Source organism: Litchfieldella xinjiangensis, assembly GCF_000759345.1.
Classification (GTDB): Bacteria; Pseudomonadota; Gammaproteobacteria; order Pseudomonadales; family Halomonadaceae; genus Litchfieldella_A; species Litchfieldella_A xinjiangensis.
In genome coordinates this window covers 493,342-512,684 of sequence record NZ_JPZL01000001.1, presented here as the reverse complement: position 1 = coordinate 512,684, position 19,343 = coordinate 493,342, and the positions used below count along the sequence as shown (strand labels likewise).

Annotated in this window: 17 protein-coding genes; 16 read left to right on the top strand and 1 reads right to left on the bottom strand. The window is 60.7% G+C overall.

Annotated features, from left to right (window positions below):
* Positions 1–161 precede the first annotated feature (161 nt).
* The 12 genes from rpoE to acpS all read left to right on the top strand — a co-directional run bounded on the left by rpoE (position 162) and on the right by acpS (position 11,097).
* Positions 162–767: an RNA polymerase sigma factor RpoE gene (gene rpoE / locus JH15_RS02455; RefSeq protein ID WP_043526660.1), complete on the top strand. Its 606-nt coding sequence runs from the start codon at positions 162–164 to the stop codon at positions 765–767.
* Between the two features lie 129 nt (positions 768–896).
* Entirely contained in the window at positions 897–1,628 is a 732-nt protein-coding gene (locus JH15_RS02450; RefSeq protein ID WP_043526657.1) for a sigma-E factor negative regulatory protein, read from the top strand.
* Positions 1,629–1,648: 20 nt separating this feature from the next.
* Positions 1,649–2,659, top strand: coding sequence for a MucB/RseB C-terminal domain-containing protein (locus JH15_RS02445; RefSeq protein ID WP_231566356.1), 1,011 nt, complete (start codon positions 1,649–1,651; stop codon positions 2,657–2,659).
* A complete protein-coding gene (locus tag JH15_RS17700; protein WP_081948834.1) occupies positions 2,656–3,153 on the top strand; it encodes a SoxR reducing system RseC family protein in 498 nt (165 codons plus the stop codon). The genes JH15_RS02445 and JH15_RS17700 overlap by 4 nt, the downstream gene beginning before the upstream one ends.
* A 61-nt stretch (positions 3,154–3,214) precedes the next feature.
* Complete coding sequence (locus tag JH15_RS02435) at positions 3,215–4,657, top strand: DegQ family serine endoprotease (protein WP_043526649.1); 1,443 nt, start codon at positions 3,215–3,217, stop codon at positions 4,655–4,657.
* 197 nt (positions 4,658–4,854) lie between these two features.
* The gene (gene lepA, locus JH15_RS02430; RefSeq protein WP_043526647.1) at positions 4,855–6,672 is read left to right on the top strand and encodes a translation elongation factor 4; all 1,818 of its coding nucleotides are present in this window, start codon (positions 4,855–4,857) and stop codon (positions 6,670–6,672) included.
* A gap of 17 nt (positions 6,673–6,689) precedes the next feature.
* Entirely contained in the window at positions 6,690–7,493 is an 804-nt protein-coding gene (gene lepB / locus JH15_RS02425) for a signal peptidase I (RefSeq protein WP_043526645.1), read from the top strand.
* Between the two features lie 81 nt (positions 7,494–7,574).
* Positions 7,575–8,264, top strand: coding sequence for a ribonuclease III (gene rnc, locus JH15_RS02420; RefSeq protein WP_043526642.1), 690 nt, complete (start codon positions 7,575–7,577; stop codon positions 8,262–8,264).
* Complete coding sequence (gene era, locus JH15_RS02415) at positions 8,261–9,160, top strand: GTPase Era (RefSeq protein WP_043526639.1); 900 nt, start codon at positions 8,261–8,263, stop codon at positions 9,158–9,160. Before rnc ends, era begins: the two co-directional genes overlap by 4 nt.
* A 3-nt stretch (positions 9,161–9,163) precedes the next feature.
* Positions 9,164–9,874, top strand: coding sequence for a DNA repair protein RecO (recO, locus tag JH15_RS02410; protein ID WP_043526636.1), 711 nt, complete (start codon positions 9,164–9,166; stop codon positions 9,872–9,874).
* Positions 9,875–9,916: 42 nt separating this feature from the next.
* On the top strand, positions 9,917–10,723 hold the full coding sequence (pdxJ, locus tag JH15_RS02405; RefSeq protein ID WP_043526634.1) for a pyridoxine 5'-phosphate synthase: 807 nt from the start codon (positions 9,917–9,919) through the stop codon (positions 10,721–10,723).
* The gene (acpS, locus tag JH15_RS02400) at positions 10,720–11,097 is read left to right on the top strand and encodes a holo-ACP synthase (RefSeq protein ID WP_043526631.1); all 378 of its coding nucleotides are present in this window, start codon (positions 10,720–10,722) and stop codon (positions 11,095–11,097) included. Before pdxJ ends, acpS begins: the two co-directional genes overlap by 4 nt.
* Here the strand turns inward: acpS and JH15_RS02395 are convergent.
* Positions 11,037–13,781, bottom strand: a complete 2,745-nt coding sequence (locus tag JH15_RS02395; protein WP_043528673.1) for an ATP-binding protein — start codon at positions 13,779–13,781, stop codon at positions 11,037–11,039. The genes acpS and JH15_RS02395 overlap by 61 nt on opposite strands.
* 116 nt (positions 13,782–13,897) lie before the next feature.
* On the opposite strand from JH15_RS02395, the gene cysM reads away from it, so the two are divergent.
* From cysM to mazG, 4 genes are read left to right on the top strand one after another with little or no spacing between them, the layout of a single operon-like run.
* On the top strand, positions 13,898–14,794 hold the full coding sequence (cysM, locus tag JH15_RS02390; RefSeq protein WP_043526628.1) for a cysteine synthase CysM: 897 nt from the start codon (positions 13,898–13,900) through the stop codon (positions 14,792–14,794).
* A 1-nt stretch (position 14,795) separates the two neighbouring features.
* Positions 14,796–16,226 carry a 23S rRNA (uracil(1939)-C(5))-methyltransferase RlmD gene (gene rlmD / locus JH15_RS02385; RefSeq protein ID WP_043526626.1) on the top strand — a complete coding sequence of 477 codons (1,431 nt, stop codon included), beginning with the start codon at positions 14,796–14,798 and terminating at the stop codon, positions 16,224–16,226.
* Positions 16,219–18,504: a GTP diphosphokinase gene (gene relA, locus JH15_RS02380; protein WP_052383860.1), complete on the top strand. Its 2,286-nt coding sequence runs from the start codon at positions 16,219–16,221 to the stop codon at positions 18,502–18,504. Before rlmD ends, relA begins: the two co-directional genes overlap by 8 nt.
* Positions 18,501–19,328 (top strand): nucleoside triphosphate pyrophosphohydrolase, encoded by an 828-nt coding sequence (gene mazG, locus JH15_RS02375; RefSeq protein WP_043526623.1) that lies wholly within the window; start codon positions 18,501–18,503, stop codon positions 19,326–19,328. Before relA ends, mazG begins: the two co-directional genes overlap by 4 nt.
* Positions 19,329–19,343: the final 15 nt, after the last annotated feature.

The window sequence follows — 19,343 nt, the reverse complement described above, 5'->3', positions numbered from 1 at the left end:
TCGGCACTGTCGCTTGATGGAAGTCGAAGAAACAGGAACACTGACGCCTATATAACCCTCAAGGGCAGATCAATCGCTATGCATCGTTCATCCCGCATATTACTTGCGTTGTCTTCGGCATATCCCGAGCTCGTTCCGTTTTCCCGGCCCGGGAGGGATTGATGGCGTCCAGTGAGACAGACCAGCAGCTTGTTGAGCGTGCCCAGAAGGGGGACACGCGCGCCTTCGATCTTCTGGTGAAGAAGTATCAGCACAAGATCATTGGCCTGATCGGACGCTACATACACGATCATGCCGAGGTTCAGGACGTTGCCCAGGAAGCCTTTATCAAGGCCTATCGTGCCTTGGGCAAGTTTCGCTCTGAAAGCGCTTTCTATACCTGGATGTACCGCATCGCCATCAACACGGCAAAGAATCACCTGGTTTCGCGGGGACGTCGCCCCCCGGGGAGCGATCTGGATATCAGCGACGCCGAAATCATCGATCACAGCGGCCGGCTTTCCGATATCGAGTCGCCTGAGTCGAGCATCGCGCGAGACCAGCTCGAGGCCGCGGTATTCGAGGCCATTGCGAATCTTCCGGAGGATTTGCGGACCGCCATTACCCTGCGTGAGTTGGACGGCCTTTCCTATGAAGATATCGCCCAGGTCATGCAGTGCCCCGTGGGAACGGTTCGCTCACGAATCTTCCGGGCACGCGAGGCGGTCGACAAGCACATCGAGCCCTTGCTCAGCACGAAGCGCTCGCAGGACACAATCAAGGAATGAACGTGCAATATTTTCATGTCATGAGTGAACTGTCGCGAGCAGTAGACGTCTTATGAAATGGTTGCACTTCAAGCAGGGCACCTTGCCAGCTTTCCGATAATGGCACCAAGTGACGATGAGGGTGTACGAATGAACCAGAATGCACGGGAATCGCTATCTGCGTTGATGGATAACGAGGGCGATGAGCTTGAGCTACGCCGCGTTCTCAAGACGTTGGATGAGTCTCCCGATGATGCCGAGGCCTGGCGTCGCTACCATTTGGCGCGCAGCCTGATGCAGCGAGACCGCTGGCTCGATGTCAGTACCGACCTGTCGGCCGGCATCATGCGCAAGCTGCAGGACGAGCCCTTGCCTGAAATGGAAAAGGTGTCTACGAAACGTTCCGGCACCTTCTCCTTTGCGGGCAGTGCGGCAATCGCGGCTGCCGTATCACTGATGGTGATCACTGGCGTCCAGTTCTATAACGGTGACGGCGATGAACCGGCCTCGATGGCGGGTACGTCAACCCAGGCTCCGCAAACGGGCACGGGGGCAGACGCTTCAGCAACGCTGGCGGCCTCAAGCAGCGGTGCGGCCCGTAGCATGCAGCGTCCGTCGCTGGTAGATCTGCCCTTGTTCCAGACGCCGGCCAACGGCCGTGGCGCCATGACGGTCGGAGCGACGACAGAGAGCCCCATGTTCATGGCGCCAAGCAGCCGTCAAGGTATGGTCAGCCGTGAATCGTTGAGCAATGATCAGGAACAGGCACGGCTGCTTCAATCCTATCTGGATCGTCATGCCGAAGGTGCATCATATCGTAGCGGGGATGCCTGGATGCCCCTGTTGCGGGCGTCCGGTTACGAGACGCTGGGTCAGCGCTGATGCGGGTAGGGGAAGTTGCATTGCGTCTACCGGCATTCATCCTGGCTTTGACACTTGGGGTTCCCGCCCTGGCTCAGGAGGGGCAGGAGCTCGACGAATCCTGGTCCGACGCTGAAGGGTATGATTGCCAGCGACTCGACAATCAACCCATTCCCGAGGCCGCCATCGATTGGTTCGAGCGCAGCTTGTGGGCCAATCACTGTTATATTTTTCAGGCTAGGGCCGTGCGCATCAGTAGTGATGGGGTGCGCACCTTGGCCCTATCCCACGACGTACAGGACGGTGTGGAGCGGGAAGTCGCTCGGTTCCTGGATGGACCCCCCGTCGTTTTCGAGCGCCGAGGGCGCATCGGGCGAGCGGGTTGGTCGGGGGAAGGAGGGCAGGTCACGGCATCCCCGACAGCCATTGTCGAGCATATCGAAAAGCACTACCGCCTGAGCCTGGGAGGGGAAGAGCGTATCGCCGGACGCCGCACGGTGCGTCTGGATATCGAGCCCCTCGATGAGATGCGTTATGGGCATAGGATGTGGCTCGATAAACGCTCAGCGCTTCCGCTCAAGCAGGTGCTCCTGAATGCCGATAACCGAGTACTTGAAACCTTCCAGCTCACGGAACTCGATCCTCCGTCCCTGCATCAGGGGCGCGTCAATCTCGATGAGATGCGCTCACCCCCCACGACACCCTGGCGTCCTGGCTGGCTGCCTGATGGATTTACCGTTCAGCCGGTGAAAACGACGAGTCATATCCACGACGTCAATGTCGGTCACCGCCTGTTCAGCGACGGCCTGTCGAGCATCAGTCTGTTCGTTGAGCCTATCGATGGTCAGCATCCTCTGTTGGCGCAAGGTATGCACCGTCTGGGTATTTCGTTTGCCGCCGTTCGCCATGTCGAACTGGCAGGAAAACCGCTTCAGGTCGTGGTGATGGGGGAGACCCCACCCCAGGTCTTGCAGCGAGTGGCCGAGGCGGTGGAGTGGCGGCCTGACATGGCGACTGAGCCTGCTGGCAATGTTCAGGCACCGCAGCAATGACACTCAGGCGCAACCCACCACCCATTTCCGTTTTATGTGAACGTGGTCGTGTCGTTGACCTCGGGCCGGGCGGTGTCTGGGTCGAGACCGAGAAACCCCGTTCATGTTCCGCCTGTTCCGCGTCCTCGGGTTGCACGACGGCTTTGTTGTCTCGATTTTCAAGAACTACTTCACGTCAGGCCTGGGTGAGTTGCGACACGCCACTGCAGCGTGGCGATGCCGTGACCCTCAGTTTGCCGGCCTCGCGGTTCTTGCAGGGCACGGCCATCGTTTATGGTTTGCCCCTGGGCTCTGCCCTCGTCCTGGGCGGGCTGGCCGATGCCTGGTCAGGGAGTGCGACCTGGGTCGTTACGCTGGCCTTCCTGCTCGGCCTGGCCCTGGGCGCAAGTGGCGCTGGATGGTATGCCCGGCATCGCGGATCACAATTTGTCCTACGCTTGCAGGACGATGCGTCATCCGAAGGGAACCTCAGCACTAATGGCAGGTCTTTCTAGTCGATACTTCTCGCAGTGAACACGCTTTACCGCATCAATTTTGTTGCTCAGGGAGCACCTCATGTCAAACAAGACTCGCTACCTCGCTTACGGGCTGGTGATGCTGCTCAGCGTCCTCGTCGGGCATTCGGCGATGGCGCAGGAGACAAGCAATCAGCGGTTGCCTGATTTCACTCTACTGGTCGAGTCGGCTGCCCCCGGGGTGGTCAATATCTCCTCGACGCGTATGGTGTCCTCGCGCGGGACACAGTTCCAAGGCCCGGGCGGCCAGGAAATGCCTGAGTTCTTCCGCCGTTTCTTTGGCGATCAATTTCCAATGCCTCCCGGTGGCGGTGGTGGCGGCGGCGGCAGTCAGGAGCGCCACTCCCTGGGGTCCGGGTTCATCATCAGTGAAGACGGGTATGTGCTGACCAATGCGCATGTCGTCGAAGGCGCCGAGGAGATCGTGGTTCGTCTGAACGACCGCCGCGAGTTACAGGCTGAGCTGGTCGGTGCAGACGCCAAGACCGACGTTGCCGTGCTCAAGGTCGATGCCTCGGATCTGCCGACATTGAATATCGGTAATTCCGAAGATCTACGGGTGGGTGAATGGGTGGCGGCCATCGGCTCACCGTTCGGCTTCGATCATTCCGTCACTGCCGGTATCGTCAGCGCCATCAACCGTACACTACCCAGCGATGCGTATGTCCCCTTCATACAGACCGACGTGGCCATCAACCCGGGCAACTCGGGGGGGCCATTGTTCAATCTCGAAGGGGAAGTGGTGGGTATCAATTCGCAGATATTTACCCGCAGCGGCGGCTTCATGGGGGTGTCGTTCGCGATTCCGATCAGCGTCGCCATGGATATCGCCGAGCAACTTCGTGAAGACGGCCGTGTCAGCCGGGGTTGGCTGGGTGTCGTCATTCAGCCGGTATCACGGGATCTTGCCGAATCGTTCGGGCTCGATGGACCGCAAGGCGCCTTGATTGCCGATCTCGACCCCGAGGGGCCGGCGGCGAGCTCCGGGCTGGAAGCGGGTGACGTGATACTCGAAGTCAATGGTGAGGAAGTCGATCGTTCCAGCACGCTTCCTCGTCTGATCGGGCGTGTTAGCCCGGGCTCGGAGGTCGAGCTGACGCTCATGCGTGATGGCGAACGTCTCAGCGAGACCGTGCAGGTCGGCGATTGGCCCGACGCAGCCCAGGGGCAGGGCGGCGCGTCCTCCGACGAGTCCGGCAACCAGGAGCGTCTGGGGCTTTCGGTCAGCGAACTCAGTCCCAGCGAGCAGCAGCGGCTGGAGATCGACTCGGGGGTTCTGGTACGTGGAGTGCGTCCCGACGGCGCGGCCGCTGCGGCCGGCATTCGTCCGGGGGATGTGATCGTTTCGGTGGATCATCAGCGTATCGACACGCCGCAGCAGCTTGTCGATATCGTCGAAGGGCTTGGCGAGGATCGCGCTGTGCCGGTGCGTTTGTATCGTGAAGGACGCTCGCTGTTCGTGGCGCTACGCCTGAATCAGTGATCCGATATATCACGCAAGTGGAACGGGGCCTGCGGGCCCCGTTTTCGTTGCGATAGGGTTAACAGCGAGGTTCGCTGTTTTTGCCCGCCGCATCCCGCTACAATAGGCGCAATTTGCACACCCGCGCTCGGCATGTCCGTGACCACGCCTCCCGCAGGCGGCCCCGGCGCTTTTCGCTAAAGGCAGAATCGACCTCAATGGCCAACGACGTATCCCACGACAAGCTCAAGCACATCCGTAACTTCTCGATCATCGCCCATATCGACCACGGCAAATCCACGCTGTCGGATCGCATCATTCAGATTTGCGGCGGGTTATCGGATCGCGAACTCAAGGAGCAGGTGCTCGATTCGATGGATATCGAGCGTGAGCGCGGTATCACCATCAAGGCGCAATCCGTCACCCTCGATTACAATGCCCAGGATGGCAAGACCTACCAGCTGAATTTCATCGATACACCGGGGCACGTCGATTTTTCCTACGAGGTGTCGCGTTCGCTGTATGCCTGCGAAGGGGCCCTGTTGGTCGTGGACGCAGCGCAGGGGGTCGAGGCGCAATCGGTCGCCAACTGCTACACCGCTGTGGAGCAGGGGCTGGAAGTATTGCCGGTGCTCAACAAGATGGACCTGCCCCAGGCGGATCCCGACAAGGTCGCTCAGGAAATCGAGGAGATCATCGGGATCGATGCCACCGATGCCTGTCAGGTCTCGGCCAAGAGCGGCCTGGGCATGGAGGCACTGCTCGAGCGGCTGGTGCGCGACATTCCTCCGCCCAAGGGCGACCCCGATGCTCCGCTGCAGGCCCTGATCGTCGACTCCTGGTTCGATAATTACCTGGGTGTGGTCTCGTTGGTGCGCCTCTTCGACGGTACCCTGCGCAAGGGTGAAAAGATTCGCATGAAATCGACCGGTCGTGATTGGCAGGTCAATGAGGTGGGAATCTTCACGCCGCTGCGCAAGGAGACCGGTATCCTGCGTGCCGGCGAAGTCGGATTCGTGGTTGCCGGCATCAAGGAAATCCAGGGGGCGCCGGTGGGGGATACCATCACCCATGCCAAGACCCCGGACGTACCGCGCCTACCGGGCTTCCAGAAGGTCAAGCCACAGGTCTATGCCGGGATGTTCCCGGTCAGTGCCGACGATTACGAAGACTTCCGCGACGCATTGGAAAAGCTGGCGCTCAACGATGCGTCGCTGGCGTATGAACCGGAAAACTCCGACGCTCTGGGCTTCGGTTTCCGTGTGGGGTTCCTGGGTACCCTGCACATGGAAATCATCCAGGAGCGCCTGGAGCGCGAGTACGATCTCGACCTGCTGACCACGGCGCCTACCGTGGTTTATGAGCTGGCCATGGACAATGGCGACATCATTTATGTCTCCAACCCGTCAAAGCTCCCCGACATGGCCAATGTCGACGAGATGCGCGAACCGATCGTGCGCGCGAGTATCCTGGTCCCCCAGGAGTATGTCGGTAATGTCATTGCCGAATGCGAGCAGCGCCGGGGCAGCCAGCTCGACATGCAATTCCTGGGCAGCCAGATCCAGCTCACCTATGAATTGCCCATGAGCGAAGTGGTCATGGATTTCTTCGATCGGCTGAAGTCGATCTCGAAGGGGTATGCGTCGCTGGACTACAGCTTTGAGCGCTTCCAGGCGTCCAAGCTGGTGCGTCTCGACGTGCTGATCAATGGCGACAAGGTCGATGCGCTGGCCGTGATCATCCATCGCGACCACGCCCATGGGCGGGGCAGGTTACTGGTAGAGAAGATGAAGGAACTGATTCCTCGCCAGATGTTCGATGTGGCCATCCAGGCAGCCATCGGTGGGCAGGTCGTGGCACGTTCCACCGTCAAGGCGCTGCGCAAGAACGTGACAGCAAAATGTTATGGCGGTGACGTCAGCCGCAAGAAGAAGCTTCTCGAGAAGCAGAAAGCGGGCAAGAAGCGCATGAAACAAGTCGGCAAGGTGGAAATTCCGCAGGACGCCTTCCTCGCCGTGCTCAAGGTGAATGACTAGTCGGGACGAGGACTTCGATGGATTTTTCGCTGTTGCTGGTGGTGGCCGTGGCCGTCACGGGACTGATATGGCTGCTCGATGCCGTTTGGCTGGGCAAGGCAAGGCGGGCGCACGGGGCAGGCGGGGAGGCGCACACCGGCGAACGGCCCGAAGGTACGGCCCGCCAAGCGGGGGCTCGGGAACCTTGGTATGTGGATTACGCACGATCTTTTTTCCCGGTCTTGCTGGTCGTGCTGCTGCTGCGCAGCTTTCTGGTCGAGCCCTTCCAGATTCCCTCAGGGTCGATGCGACCCACGCTCGAGGTAGGTGATTTCATCCTGGTCAACAAATTCACCTACGGATTGCGGCTGCCGGTGGTCAACACCCGTTTCGTCGAGGTGGGAGAGCCAGAACGGGGCGATGTCATGGTGTTTCGCTTCCCGCAGGAGCCCTCGGTCAACTTCATCAAGCGAGTGGTGGGGCTGCCCGGTGATCGGATCCGTTACGAGGGTAAGCAACTTTACGTCAATGGCGAGGCCGTCCCCAAATCACTCCTTGCGGAGGGGCCCTTGGAAGCGCCTAGTGAGTGGCTTCTCGAGGAGCAATTGGGCGAGTTCAGCCATCAGATCTACAATAATCCTCGCGATCCTGGCCCTCAGCTGCGTGAGTTGGAAGTCCCTGAAGGCCATTATTTCACCATGGGCGATAATCGGGATCACTCCAACGACAGCCGTTACTGGGGCTTCGTACCGGAGGAAAATATCGTCGGCAAGGCCTTCGCCGTGTGGATGCACTGGGATGGCGGGCTGCCCAGCTTCACCTCGATTCGGCAAATACAATGAACCCCTCCGTACCAGGGCGATGAGGCACGTTTCGTCCTGGTGCGCAGCATCGTTCGCAACACGCAATAGCGCAGGAGTTTCGTGAGCAATCCCTTGAATGCCTTCAGTCGTCGAGTCGGCCATGAGTTCGCCGATATCGGTCTGCTGGAATTGGCCATGACCCACCGCAGCTATGGTGGTCAGAACAACGAGCGACTTGAGTTCCTGGGCGACTCCATCGTCAATTTCGTCATTGCCGAGGCGCTCTATCGCCGTTTCCCTGCAGCTCGTGAAGGTCAGCTTTCCCGGCTGCGTGCGCGCCTGGTCAAGGGCCAGACCTTGGCCGAACTGGCGCGTGAGTTCGAGCTGGGCCAATGCCTGCGCCTCGGCTCGGGTGAAATGAAGAGCGGTGGGCACCGGCGTGATTCGATCCTGGCCGATGCCGTCGAGGCAGTCATCGGGGCGATCTATCTGGATGCCGGTATGGAGGTAGCCAAGGTACGTGTCCTCTCATGGTATGCCGAGCGGCTCGAATCCATCGACCTTCAGGATACCCAGAAGGACCCCAAGACCCGGCTCCAGGAATTCCTTCAATCGCGTCAGTCTCCCTTGCCCCGCTACGATGTGGTATCGGTGGAAGGTGAAGCTCACGCACAGACCTTTACAATCGAGTGCCATATCGAAATGCTCAGTCAACATACCCTGGGCGTCGGCCCGAGTCGGCGCCATGCCGAGCAACAGGCAGCAGCCAAGGCCCTCGAATTGCTTGAAACCAAGGGAGCTCGCCCATGACGCAACGCTGTGGTTTCGTCGCCATCATCGGGCGGCCCAACGTCGGCAAGTCGACCCTGATGAACCGCATCCTGGGTCAGAAGATCTCGATCACGTCGCGCCGCCCCCAGACCACACGTCACCAGGTCATGGGCATCAAGACCGAAGGGGACGACCAGTTCATCTACGTCGATACCCCGGGCATGCACATCATGTCGAAAGATCGCAACAAGGCCATCAACCGCTTCATGAACCAGGCGGCAACGCATGCCTTGCGGGATGTAAATTGCGTTGTCTTGATCATTGATCGTACACGCTGGACCGCCGAGGACCAGGCCGTTCTCGACAAGCTGACACACGTGAAGGCGCCCGTCGTGCTGGCCATCAATAAGGTCGACTGGCTCGAGGACAAGGCCGCCTTGCTGCCCTGGCTGGAAGAGGTCGGCGCCAAGCGTGATTTTGCAGCTATCCTTCCGCTCTCGGCCAAGCACGGAACCAATGTGGACGCGCTTGAAGAGGAAGTGGCCAAGCACCTGCCCGAGAGCATCCACTTCTTCCCTGAAGACCAGGTGACCAACAAGAGTCAGCGCTTCCTGGCCGCGGAATTGGTACGCGAAAAGGTCATGCGCCAACTGGGCGACGAACTGCCCTACCAGATGACGGTGGAAATCGAGGAGTTCCGTGACGAGGGGCGGGTCATCCATATCAGTGCGCTGATGCTCGTCGAGCGTCCGGGGCAGAAGAAGATATTGATCGGCGAGAATGGCGACCGCATCAAGAAGATCGGCCGTGAAGCCCGCCTGGAGATGGAAAGTGCTCTTGGGGCGAAGGTGATGCTCAACCTGTGGGTCAAGGTCAAGCGGGGCTGGTCGGATGATGATCGGGCTTTGAAAAGCTTGGGTTATGACCTCGACTGACGTATGCAGCCTCAACCGGCCTTTCTGCTACACAAGCAACCCTACCGCGAAACCAGCGCTCTGGTTGAGCTGTTGACCCTGGAGCTGGGGCGGATCAGGGCGGTGGCCCAGGGAGTACAACGCCCCAGCAGCCGCTCGCGCTCTCGCTTGCAACCCTTCGCACCACTACATGTCACGTGGACGGGCGAGGGTGATCTCAAACGGCTACGACTGATGGAGATGCATGGCAGCGCTGCCATGTTGGTGGGCGAGGGGCTGTTGTGTGGCTTCTATGCCAATGAGCTACTCACACGAGCGCTTCCCCTGCAATTCCCGGTACGCGATGTCTTTGCCTATTACGGTGCGCTACTCAATGCCTTGCCGCGCCCCGACGCCAGGGCGCCTGCATTGAGGCAGCTGGAATATGCAGTACTCGAAGCGCTCGATGCCGAACCGCGATTCACCGATACCCAGGGCGTTTCGCTGGATCCTCAGCGCCACTATGTCTATCGTGCCGAGCTGCGTAGTTTCGAAGCACAAGCCTCGCCGACCTCCGGCAGTATCGATGGGCGAACCTTGCGCTTGCTGGCCCAGGGGGACTGGGGGGCTCCAGGTCTGGCGGGCCCGGCCAAGGGGATCGCCCGTGCAGCATTGGCGCCACTGCTTGGTGGAAAACCGCTGCGTTCGCGGGAATTGATGCAACGGCTTGCCGCCCGCCGGCGTAGTAAGGAATAGTGTGCCCCTCTCAATTTCCATTTCCTACAGGGAGAGAATCGAATGCATCCCCCCCGGATTCTGCTCGGTGTAAATATCGATCACGTGGCTACGCTGCGCCAGGCACGCAGCACGCGCTATCCGGACCCCGTCCAGGCGGCGCTGCTTGCCGAAGAGGCGGGAGCGGATGGCATCACCGTCCATCTGCGGGAAGATCGCCGTCATATCCAGGACCGGGACGTGCGAATCCTCGACGAGGTACTGGCGACCCGCATGAATCTGGAAATGGCGATTACCGAGGAGATGCTTGCGCTAGCCGAATCGCTGCGTCCGGCTCATGTCTGCCTGGTTCCAGAGAAACGCGAGGAACTGACGACGGAAGGCGGCTTGGATGTGGTCGGTCAACGAGAGGCTATCGAAGCGGCCTGTCGACGCCTGGCTGAGGCGGGCTGCGAGGTCTCGTTGTTCATCGACCCCGACCCCGATCAGATCCGTGCCGCTCAGGCGGCGGGGGCCCCCGTGGTGGAGCTGCATACCGGTGCGTACGCCGAGGCTAACGGCAAGGCGGCGGACATCGAGTACAGCCGGATTGCGGCGGCGGCAGAGCTGGCCGGCGAATTGGGGCTGACCGTCAATGCCGGCCATGGGCTCAACTACCACAATGTCGAGGCGATCGCTGCGATTCCGGGGCTGCATGAACTCAATATAGGTCATGCCATTATCGCCAGGGCGCTATTCGTCGGCTTAAAGGAGGCCGTGGCCGAGATGAAGCGGTTGATCATCGCCGGTCAGGAGGCGGGTTTCGTTGCCGCCCTTGAGTCGCATGATCATGAGCACGACCATGACGCCCCAGGAGGCTGTTGTTCGTGATCGTGGGCATTGGTACCGATCTCGCGCGAGTGGCGCGCTTTGCCGATGCCATGGCTCGCCATGGCGATCGCTTCCCGCGCCGTATCCTGGGCGAGATTGAGTATGCCCGCTTCATGGAGCATCCAGCGCCTTCCGCCTTTCTAGCCAAGCGTTTTGCGGCCAAGGAAGCGTTCGTCAAGGCGTTGGGGTTGGGGCTTCGCCAAGGCATGCGCTGGACCGATATCCAGGTCAGCAACGATACCCTCGGGCGTCCTTCCTTGATGCTAACCGGAGAGGCGGATCGACTGGCCCAGCGTGCCGGTGTGGCCCGGGTTCACTTGTCATTGAGTGATGAAGAGGAATTCGCTTGCGCATTCGTGGTGCTCGAGGCGTGAGCCGGACACACTGACTGCCAGGTGCGTAGGCGATCCATGGCATCGAAAAGTTCGCCAAGCAGTGGCCCCACCTGGGGTAGACCGCGCGTCCGGAGGCGAGTTTCCAGGGTTTCTGCAACCAGCGCCAGTTGGGGAACGCCGCAATAGCGGCAGGCCCCATTGAGTCCATGAACGATATCCAGGAATCGCTCGGTATCCTGTGTTTCCCAGGCGTCGCGTAGATCGGCTTCGCTTTGGTCCAGGCTCTCGAGCAGGCGATCCAGGGTGTCTTCGGCCAGTTTTACATGCCCTCCAGCGAGACTGATGCCCAAACCCATGTCGACGATCGGTAGCTCACTTTCCAGGCTCGCTTCCGGAACGTCAGGCAGGGTATCAAGCGTATGGATTGGCAGTTGCAGCGGCTGATTGAGATGCTGGCTCAGCAACCGGGCGAGCGCATGCCCATCGATCGGCTTGATCAACACATCGTGCATCCCCTGCTGCAGCAGTCGCTTGCGCTCTTCTTCCAGGGCATGGGCCGTCACGGCAATGATTGGACAGTGGCGCCAGCTCCCCCCCAGACGCCGCAGGGCATGGGCCGTGGCGACACCGTCGATCCCAGGCAAGCGGATATCCATGAGCACCAGGTCGACGGGCTCGCTCTGGGCCACCGCCAAGGCTTCTTCACCACTGGCAGCGAGTAGCGGCTCGAGTCCCAGATCGGTCAGCAGCTCCTTGACCAGCAAGCGGTTGGAGACCGTGTCATCGACCACCATGATCCGCAACGAACGCGAAGGGGCGTTGGAATGGCGCACCTCCGCGGCCTCATGCGGCACCAGAAGACGCTTTATCGTTGCGGCAAGTGCAGCCCGCGAAAGGGGCCGTGTCAGGATTTCTCCCCCCTGGGGCAGGCGTAAGTTGGGCAATTCAAGCGAATTGGCATTGACCAGCAGTACCGCGGGGCAGTCGATACCATCCAGACAGGCTTGCCAGTTCTTCAAGGCTTCGCCGTCCAGTTCATCATTCTGCAAGCCGGCGAGTAGCAGGGCAGGCGTCTGCTCTGGATTGGCCGCCGGTGTGTCGAGCTGCAACACCGTTGCACCCCAGCACTCGAGCAAATGCTCAAGTGCATGGCAGGTCGGCGCATGGGTTTCGTAAAGCGCGATCGGTGCCCCTTGCAGCGAGAGTTCGGGTTTGCGTTCTTCGAAGCTCCTCGCGCGTAGGGGAAGCGTGAAAGCAAAGGTCGTGCCCTTTCCCAGCTGGCTGTCCACGTCGATGGTGCCGCCCATCTGTTCGACCAACTGTCGGCAGATCAGAAGGCCCAGCCCGGTACCGCCATATTGCCGCGAATCACTGATACTGGCTTGGCTGAAGGCCTTGAAAAGCCGCTCACGACTTTCGGGATCGAGGCCGATGCCGGTATCGCTGACGCTCACCTTGAGGATGACCTGCGATGTCTGGTACTCCTCGACCATGACCCGCACGATGACCTCGCCGTGCTCGGTGAACTTGATGGCGTTGTGTACCAGGTTGGTCAGTACCTGCTTGATACGCAGGGGATCGCCTTGCAGGTTGGCGGGTACGTCGTCGTACACCAATCCGAGCAATTGGAGCCGTTTCTGGTGAGCCTCGGGCGCCTGGAGTCCCAGCACTTCATCCACCAGGTCCAGAATGTCGAGATCGAGGGCTTCCAATTCCATCTTGCCCGCCTCGATCTTGGAAAAGTCGAGTATGTCATTGATCAAGGACAACAGGCTGTCGGACGCCTTGTGCACGTGCTCGAGCCATTCCTGTTGACGATTATCCAGTCGCGAGCGCGACAGCAATTGGCAGAAGCCGATGATCCCGTTGAGCGGGGTGCGTATTTCATGGCTCATGTTGGCCAGGAATTCGGTCTTGATGCGGTTGGCTTCCAGGGCGCGGCGGTGAGCCAGGTCGAGCTCGATGTTCTTGATCTCGATGGTCTCCATCGACTCCTGAAGGTCCTGGGTCGTCTGCTCGATGTGCCGATGCATATCCTCCTGGGCGTGCTGCATGTGCTCTGCCAGGGTATTGATTCCCGAGGCCAATCTGTCTGCCTCCCTGGGTGCCTGGGGCGTCATGCGGTGGTGGTAGTCACCCTTGGCCAGGCGCTGCAGCGTCTGATTGGCCTCATGGAATGGGCGGACCAGGTGCCGGCTCAGTTGGTAGGCCATCAGGAACAGGACCATGCCCAACACCAGGCCGATGAGGGCGGCCACGATCAGGCGCTGGTAGGTTCCCAGGGTCAACGAGGCGGTATCGACACTGACGATCAACCAGCGTGGCAGGGACGAATCGTAGGCCGAGGTAGGGAGAGGCACCTGGACCTGCCAATGATCACTGGATTTAACCACCTGTGAGGCCGATGTGGGGGGCAGGGCGACATTACCCAGACGTTGGCCGCGCGACAACAGGACCTCACCCCGGTTGTCCTGCAGGCGAAGTCCGCGCACTTCATTGATATCGAGGAGCTGTTGTACCGACCTCTCTACTGCGGGCGTGGCCTGCCGTGACAGGGCATCCGACAATGCAGGTGCCACCAGTTCCGCAGCGGTGACCATACGCGAGGCCAATGCGTTTTCCCTCACCTGCGCATCCTGCCGGATGGACAGGAAGAACAGCAGCATCATTACCAGTAGAGGGGCGCTCAGCAGCATGAGCAGCAGGCGCGTGCGCATCGCCATGGGAACATCCGTCATATCTAATCGTGGGTGCAGTATGCCACAGTCATGGGCAATACCTGTCACCTGCCCCTTGGCGGGGATATAATGAATAAAGGCTATTCCAGAAGGAAGGTTAGATGGATTTTCCAACGCTCGAGGATGTGGTCGGCCACACGCCACTGGTGCGTCTCAAGCGCCTGTCGGCAGGGCGCAACAACACGCTGCTGGCCAAACTCGAAGGCAACAATCCTGCAGGGTCGGTCAAGGATCGTCCGGCATTGTCGATGATCAACGAAGCCGAGGCACGCGGCGAGATTCGCCCCGGGGATACGCTGATCGAGGCCACTTCCGGCAATACCGGTATTGCCATGGCCATGGCCGCCGCGATCAAGGGCTATCGCATGATCCTGATCATGCCTGAAAATGCCTCCAGTGAGCGCAAGCAGGCCATGGCGGCCTTCGGTGCCGAATTGATCCCGGTTTCCAAGGAAGCGGGAATGGAGGGCGCCCGCGATCTTGCCGATACCATGATTGCGAAGGGCGAGGGTAAGCCGCTCAACCAGTTCGCCAACCCGGACAATCCGCTGGCGCATTATCGCACCACGGGGCCTGAGCTGTGGGAGCAGACCGGCGGGCGCATTACCCATTTCATCAGCTCCATGGGTACGACTGGCACCATCATGGGCGTGTCACGCTACCTCAAGGAGCGCAATCCGGCCATCCAGATCGTCGGGCTGCAACCCGAAGACGGCGCGAGTATCGCTGGAATCCGCCGCTGGCCTCAGGAATACCTGCCCAGCATCTTCGATGCGTCGCGCGTCGATCAGGTCCTGGATATTGGCCAGCACGAGGCAGAGGAGTACATGCGTCGCCTGGCTCGGGAAGAGGGCATCCTGGCAGGCGTTTCTTCCGGCGGCGCGCTGGCCGGTGCGCTGCGCATTGCCGAGCAGGTCGAGAATGCCGTGATCGCATTCATCGTCTGTGATCGGGGGGATCGCTACCTGTCCACCGGTCTATTCGCCCCGGAGGCCTGATATGGCCATGCTGGGCAAGCGCCGACCACCCCGGACGGCGCAGAATCGATTGCGTCGCGAGTCCTCCCCACAGGCGAAGCAGTCTGGCGAGGGCGCGGATGATGGCACTGATGTCGAGATCCTTCGTCTGGCCCATGATGGGCGAGGTGTTGCCAAGGACGCATCGGGCAAGACCGTATTCGTCGAGCGTACGCTGCCGGGAGAGCGTGTCGACATCGCCGTCCATCGGTCACGCAAGCGCTTCGATGAAGCCCATCCACGCGAGATTCTTGTAGCCTCGCCGCAGCGTGTAGCGCCTGTCTGCGACCATTTCGGCCTTTGTGGCGGGTGCGACATACAGCACCAGGCGCTCGATGCACAGCGCCGTCACAAGCGTGACGTTTTGACCGATCATCTGGCTCGCCAGGGGATGGAATTGCTCGCCGCGCCCGAGATGCTTGCTGGCGAGGGAACGGGCTATCGTCGCCGTGCCCGGCTTGGGGTCAAGGTCGATGCCCAGGGCGAGGTACATCTTGGTTTTCGCTCCCGCGATAGTCATCATCTTGTCGATATCCTGCATTGTCCTGTCATCGACGTCTCGCTCGAGTCGTTGCTGGGAGCTTTGCGTCAGCTCCTGGCCGGGCTCGATGCGCCGCGGCAGGTGGGACATCTGGAGTTGGTCATTGGCCAGCAGAGCCGTGTCGTGGTGGTGCGTCAATTACGCGACAGCCCCGCCGATGCGGCACGCTGGCGCGCCTTCGCCGACGATCAGGGGGTGCATGTCGCCTGGATGCTGGGCCGGGAGACCCCCGCGCTTTCATGGCTGGGTGATGAGCCCTCCCTGGAATATTCCCTGACGGTAGGCGCCCAAGAGCTCTCACTGGGATTCGCGCCGGGCGATTTCCTTCAGGTCAACGGCGAGATCAATCAGCGCCTTGTCGATACCGCCCTGGCCTGGCTGGCGCCCGTGGGCAACGAATACGTACTCGACTTGTTCGCGGGGGTGGGGAACTTCAGCCTGGCACTGGCGCCACGGGTCAGTCGTGTCTCGGGAATCGAAGGCAATCCGGCCATGGTCGAGCGGCTCCAGGCCAATGCCCGGCGCAACGGGCTGGACAATGTCGAGGCGCATCAGGCCAACCTCAACGCGCCGGATGAATGGGACCCGCTGACCGGCAGCCATCCCGACGTGGTGATCCTCGATCCTCCTCGCGAAGGCGCCGAACGGGTCTGCCATTGGCTCGCCAATGCCGCGGTGCCGCGTATCCTTTATGTTTCATGCGATCCGGCCACCCTCGCGCGGGATGCGTCACATCTCGTCCAGGCGGGCTATCGCATCGAACGTGCAGCCATGGCGGACATGTTTCCCCAGACAGCGCATCTAGAGTCGATGCTACTCTTCGTACATCACGGCACGCGCAATACTCAGGGAGGAGCGCCGGCACATGGTTAAGGTCCGTGAGGAACAGCCGTTGAAGCAGGACGGCAGTATCGATATCGACGAATGGCTGTCGCGTTTGCAAGAAGACGTCACGCTACGTGACGTGACCCGGATGCGTGAGGCGTGTGTCCTGTCCGAGCGCCTGGCGCGCGAAGCCGATCGTCCTCACAAGGCTTGGTTGATGGACGGTTCGAGCTTCCGCACCGGGCTCGAGATGGCCGATATCCTGAGTGAATTGCGGCTCGACCAGGCCACGCTCGAGGCCGCCGTCCTGTATCGCGCGGTTCGCGAGGGGCAGATCGGCATCGACGCCATTGCCAAGTTGTTCGGCGACGAGGTGGCCGGCCTGATCGCCGGTGTCCTGCAGATGGCGGCCATCAGTCACCAGGCGCCCAGTCATGGCCTGTCGCAGCACAATCAGCAGGACAACCTGCGCAAGATGCTGGTGAACATGATCGATGACGTTCGCGTCGCGTTGATCAAGATTGCCGAACGAACCTGCGCGCTGCGCCAGGTTCGCGAAGCCACCCGCGAGAAGCGGCTGCGCGTGGCGCGGGAGGTTTTCGACATCTACGCGCCGCTGGCACACCGTCTCGGTGTCGGTCACTTGAAATGGGAGCTCGAGGATCTCTCCTTCCGTTACCTTCACGAGGACGACTACAAGGCCATCGCCAAGCTGCTGGCCGAGAAGCGTCTGGACCGCGATCGCTACATCAACGATGTGGTAGAGACCCTCAAGACACTGCTCGAGGCCCAGCACATCACGCGCTACGATGTCGATGGCCGGGCAAAGCATATCTATTCGATCTGGCGCAAGATGCAGCGTAAGCGGATCGACTTTTCTCAGGTATACGACGTGCGTGCGGTTCGTATCCTGGTCCCCGAGGTGGCCGATTGCTATACCGCGCTGGGAATCGTGCACTCGCGGTGGCATCACGTGCCCAATGAATTCGATGACTATATCGCCAATCCCAAGAAGAATGGCTACCAGTCTCTTCATACGGCGGTGATGGGCCCCGAGAACAAGGTACTCGAGATACAGATCCGTACCTTCGCCATGCATGAGGAAGCCGAACTGGGCGTATGTGCCCACTGGCGCTACAAGGGGCACGACACCAACGCCAAGAGTCGCAGCTACGAAGAGAAGATCGCCTGGCTGCGCCAAGTACTCGAATGGCAGGAGGAAGTCGGCGATATCGGCGATCTGCGCGAGGGGTTGGCCAGCGATGTCGCCCCCGATCGCATCTATGTCTTCACACCGGATGGCCATGTCATCGACCTGCCCAGGGTGGCGACGCCGATCGACTTCGCCTATCGCGTGCATACCGAGATCGGCCACCGTTGTCGTGGCGCCAAGGTCAATGGTCGTATCGTGCCGCTGACCTACAAGCTCAAGACCGGCCAGCAGGTCGAGATCCTCGCCGCCACCCAGGGCGGCCCGAGCCGAGATTGGTTGAATCCCACGCTGGGCTTCGTGCGCACCTCACGGGCGCGCTCCAAGATCCAGGCCTGGTTCAAGCAGCAGGCACGGGACCAGAACCTGGAAGAGGGGCGGACCCTGTTCGAGCGGGAAATGCGCCGGCTGGATATCGAGGATATCGACCATGAGCGTCTGGCCGCTGCGGTGAACTACACCACGCCCGACGACATGTATGCGGCTATAGGGGCGGGTGACCTGCGTATCGGCCAGGTACTCCACCAGGCCCAGCAGCTGTTCGGTGAGCACGACGACCAGGAGCAGCTCGATCGCCTGCTGGCCAAGCCTCGGCGCCCCGTCGGCAAGGATCCCAGCGACGGTATTACCGTTCTTGGCGTCGGCAACCTCAAGACCAGCATGGCCCAATGCTGTCACCCGGTCCCGGGGGATCAGATCGTTGGCTTCATCACCCAAGGGCGCGGTGTGACCATCCACCGCCAGGACTGCCCCAACATTCTCCAACTGCGTGTTGACGAGCCCCAGCGTATTGTCGATGTCGAATGGGGGGAGCGCGCCCATACCCAGTATCCCGTGGATATCGAGATTGAAGCCTGGGATCGCTCGGGCCTGTTGCGTGACGTCACCAGCGTGCTCAGTCAGGACAAGGTCAACGTATTGTCGGTCAATACCCGGACCGATACCCATGACGGCATTGCACGCTTGAAGATCACCGCCGAAGTCGATGGCCTCGAGACACTGGGGCGGCTGTTTTCACGCATTCAACAACTGCCCAACGTGATCGATTTGAAACGGCTGCGCAATGGCGGGGCCAGTCATGGACACAAGGAAAAACGGCACAGGAAGTCAACATGAGTGACCCCCGACATTCGCTGGATGACCTGTTGACACTGATGGCCGTGCTTCGCGATGCGCGTGAAGGGTGTCCCTGGGACGTCAAGCAGGACTGGGACACCATCGTGCCGCATACCCTCGAGGAAGCCTACGAGGTGGCGGATGCCATCGAGCGGCGAGCCTTCGACGAACTGCCCGGTGAACTCGGCGATTTGCTGTTTCAGGTCGTTTACTACTGCCAGTTCGGGCGTGAGGAAGGGCGATTCGATTTCCATGATGTCGTCGATACGCTGACCCGCAAGATGCTGCGTCGACATCCTCATGTCTTTCCGGAGGGCACCCTGGCATCACGACGCGATGCTCTGACTGCAGCCGAGGTCGAGACCCGGCAGGTGAATTCGCGTTGGGAGCAGCTCAAGGAGGGCGAGCGAGCCGAACGTGACGCCACGTCGGTGCTCGATGACGTACCGCGTGCGCTCCCGGCCCTGTCGCGTGCCGCCAAGCTTTCCAAGCGGGCGGCACGAATCGGTTTCGACTGGCCCGATTCCCGCGGAGTGATCGCCAAGATCCGCGAGGAGCTCGATGAGGTCGAGGAGGCGCTGGCAGCAGGGGATGCCGAGCATGCCAGCGAAGAGGTGGGCGACCTGTTGTTTGCGGTAGTCAACCTGTCGCGCACCCTCGGTGCCGACCCCGAGAAGCGCCTACGTGACACCAATGTCAAGTTCGAACGTCGCTTCCGTCATGTAGAGTCGAGCTTGAAGGCGGAACAGCGGTTGGAGCACGCCGACCTGGACGAAATGGAGCGACATTGGCAACGCGCCAAACAGACTGAAACCAAACGCTGATTGCCACAGGCCGGC

What these genes read in the sequence shown, in the direction of transcription:
- rpoE (WP_043526660.1), top strand. Translation starts at nt 162, where the DNA reads ATGGCGTCCAGTGAGACAGACCAGCAGCTTGTTGAGCGTGCCCAGAAG.
- JH15_RS02450 (WP_043526657.1), top strand. Translation starts at nt 897, where the DNA reads ATGAACCAGAATGCACGGGAATCGCTATCTGCGTTGATGGATAACGAG.
- JH15_RS17700 (WP_081948834.1), top strand. Translation starts at nt 2,656, where the DNA reads ATGACACTCAGGCGCAACCCACCACCCATTTCCGTTTTATGTGAACGT.
- JH15_RS02435 (WP_043526649.1), top strand. Translation starts at nt 3,215, where the DNA reads ATGTCAAACAAGACTCGCTACCTCGCTTACGGGCTGGTGATGCTGCTC.
- lepA (WP_043526647.1), top strand. Translation starts at nt 4,855, where the DNA reads ATGGCCAACGACGTATCCCACGACAAGCTCAAGCACATCCGTAACTTC.
- lepB (WP_043526645.1), top strand. Translation starts at nt 6,690, where the DNA reads ATGGATTTTTCGCTGTTGCTGGTGGTGGCCGTGGCCGTCACGGGACTG.
- era (WP_043526639.1), top strand. Translation starts at nt 8,261, where the DNA reads ATGACGCAACGCTGTGGTTTCGTCGCCATCATCGGGCGGCCCAACGTC.
- recO (WP_043526636.1), top strand. Translation starts at nt 9,164, where the DNA reads ATGCAGCCTCAACCGGCCTTTCTGCTACACAAGCAACCCTACCGCGAA.
- pdxJ (WP_043526634.1), top strand. Translation starts at nt 9,917, where the DNA reads ATGCATCCCCCCCGGATTCTGCTCGGTGTAAATATCGATCACGTGGCT.
- JH15_RS02395 (WP_043528673.1), bottom strand. Translation starts at nt 13,781, where the DNA reads ATGGCGATGCGCACGCGCCTGCTGCTCATGCTGCTGAGCGCCCCTCTA.
- cysM (WP_043526628.1), top strand. Translation starts at nt 13,898, where the DNA reads ATGGATTTTCCAACGCTCGAGGATGTGGTCGGCCACACGCCACTGGTG.
- rlmD (WP_043526626.1), top strand. Translation starts at nt 14,796, where the DNA reads ATGGCCATGCTGGGCAAGCGCCGACCACCCCGGACGGCGCAGAATCGA.
- relA (WP_052383860.1), top strand. Translation starts at nt 16,219, where the DNA reads ATGGTTAAGGTCCGTGAGGAACAGCCGTTGAAGCAGGACGGCAGTATC.
- mazG (WP_043526623.1), top strand. Translation starts at nt 18,501, where the DNA reads ATGAGTGACCCCCGACATTCGCTGGATGACCTGTTGACACTGATGGCC.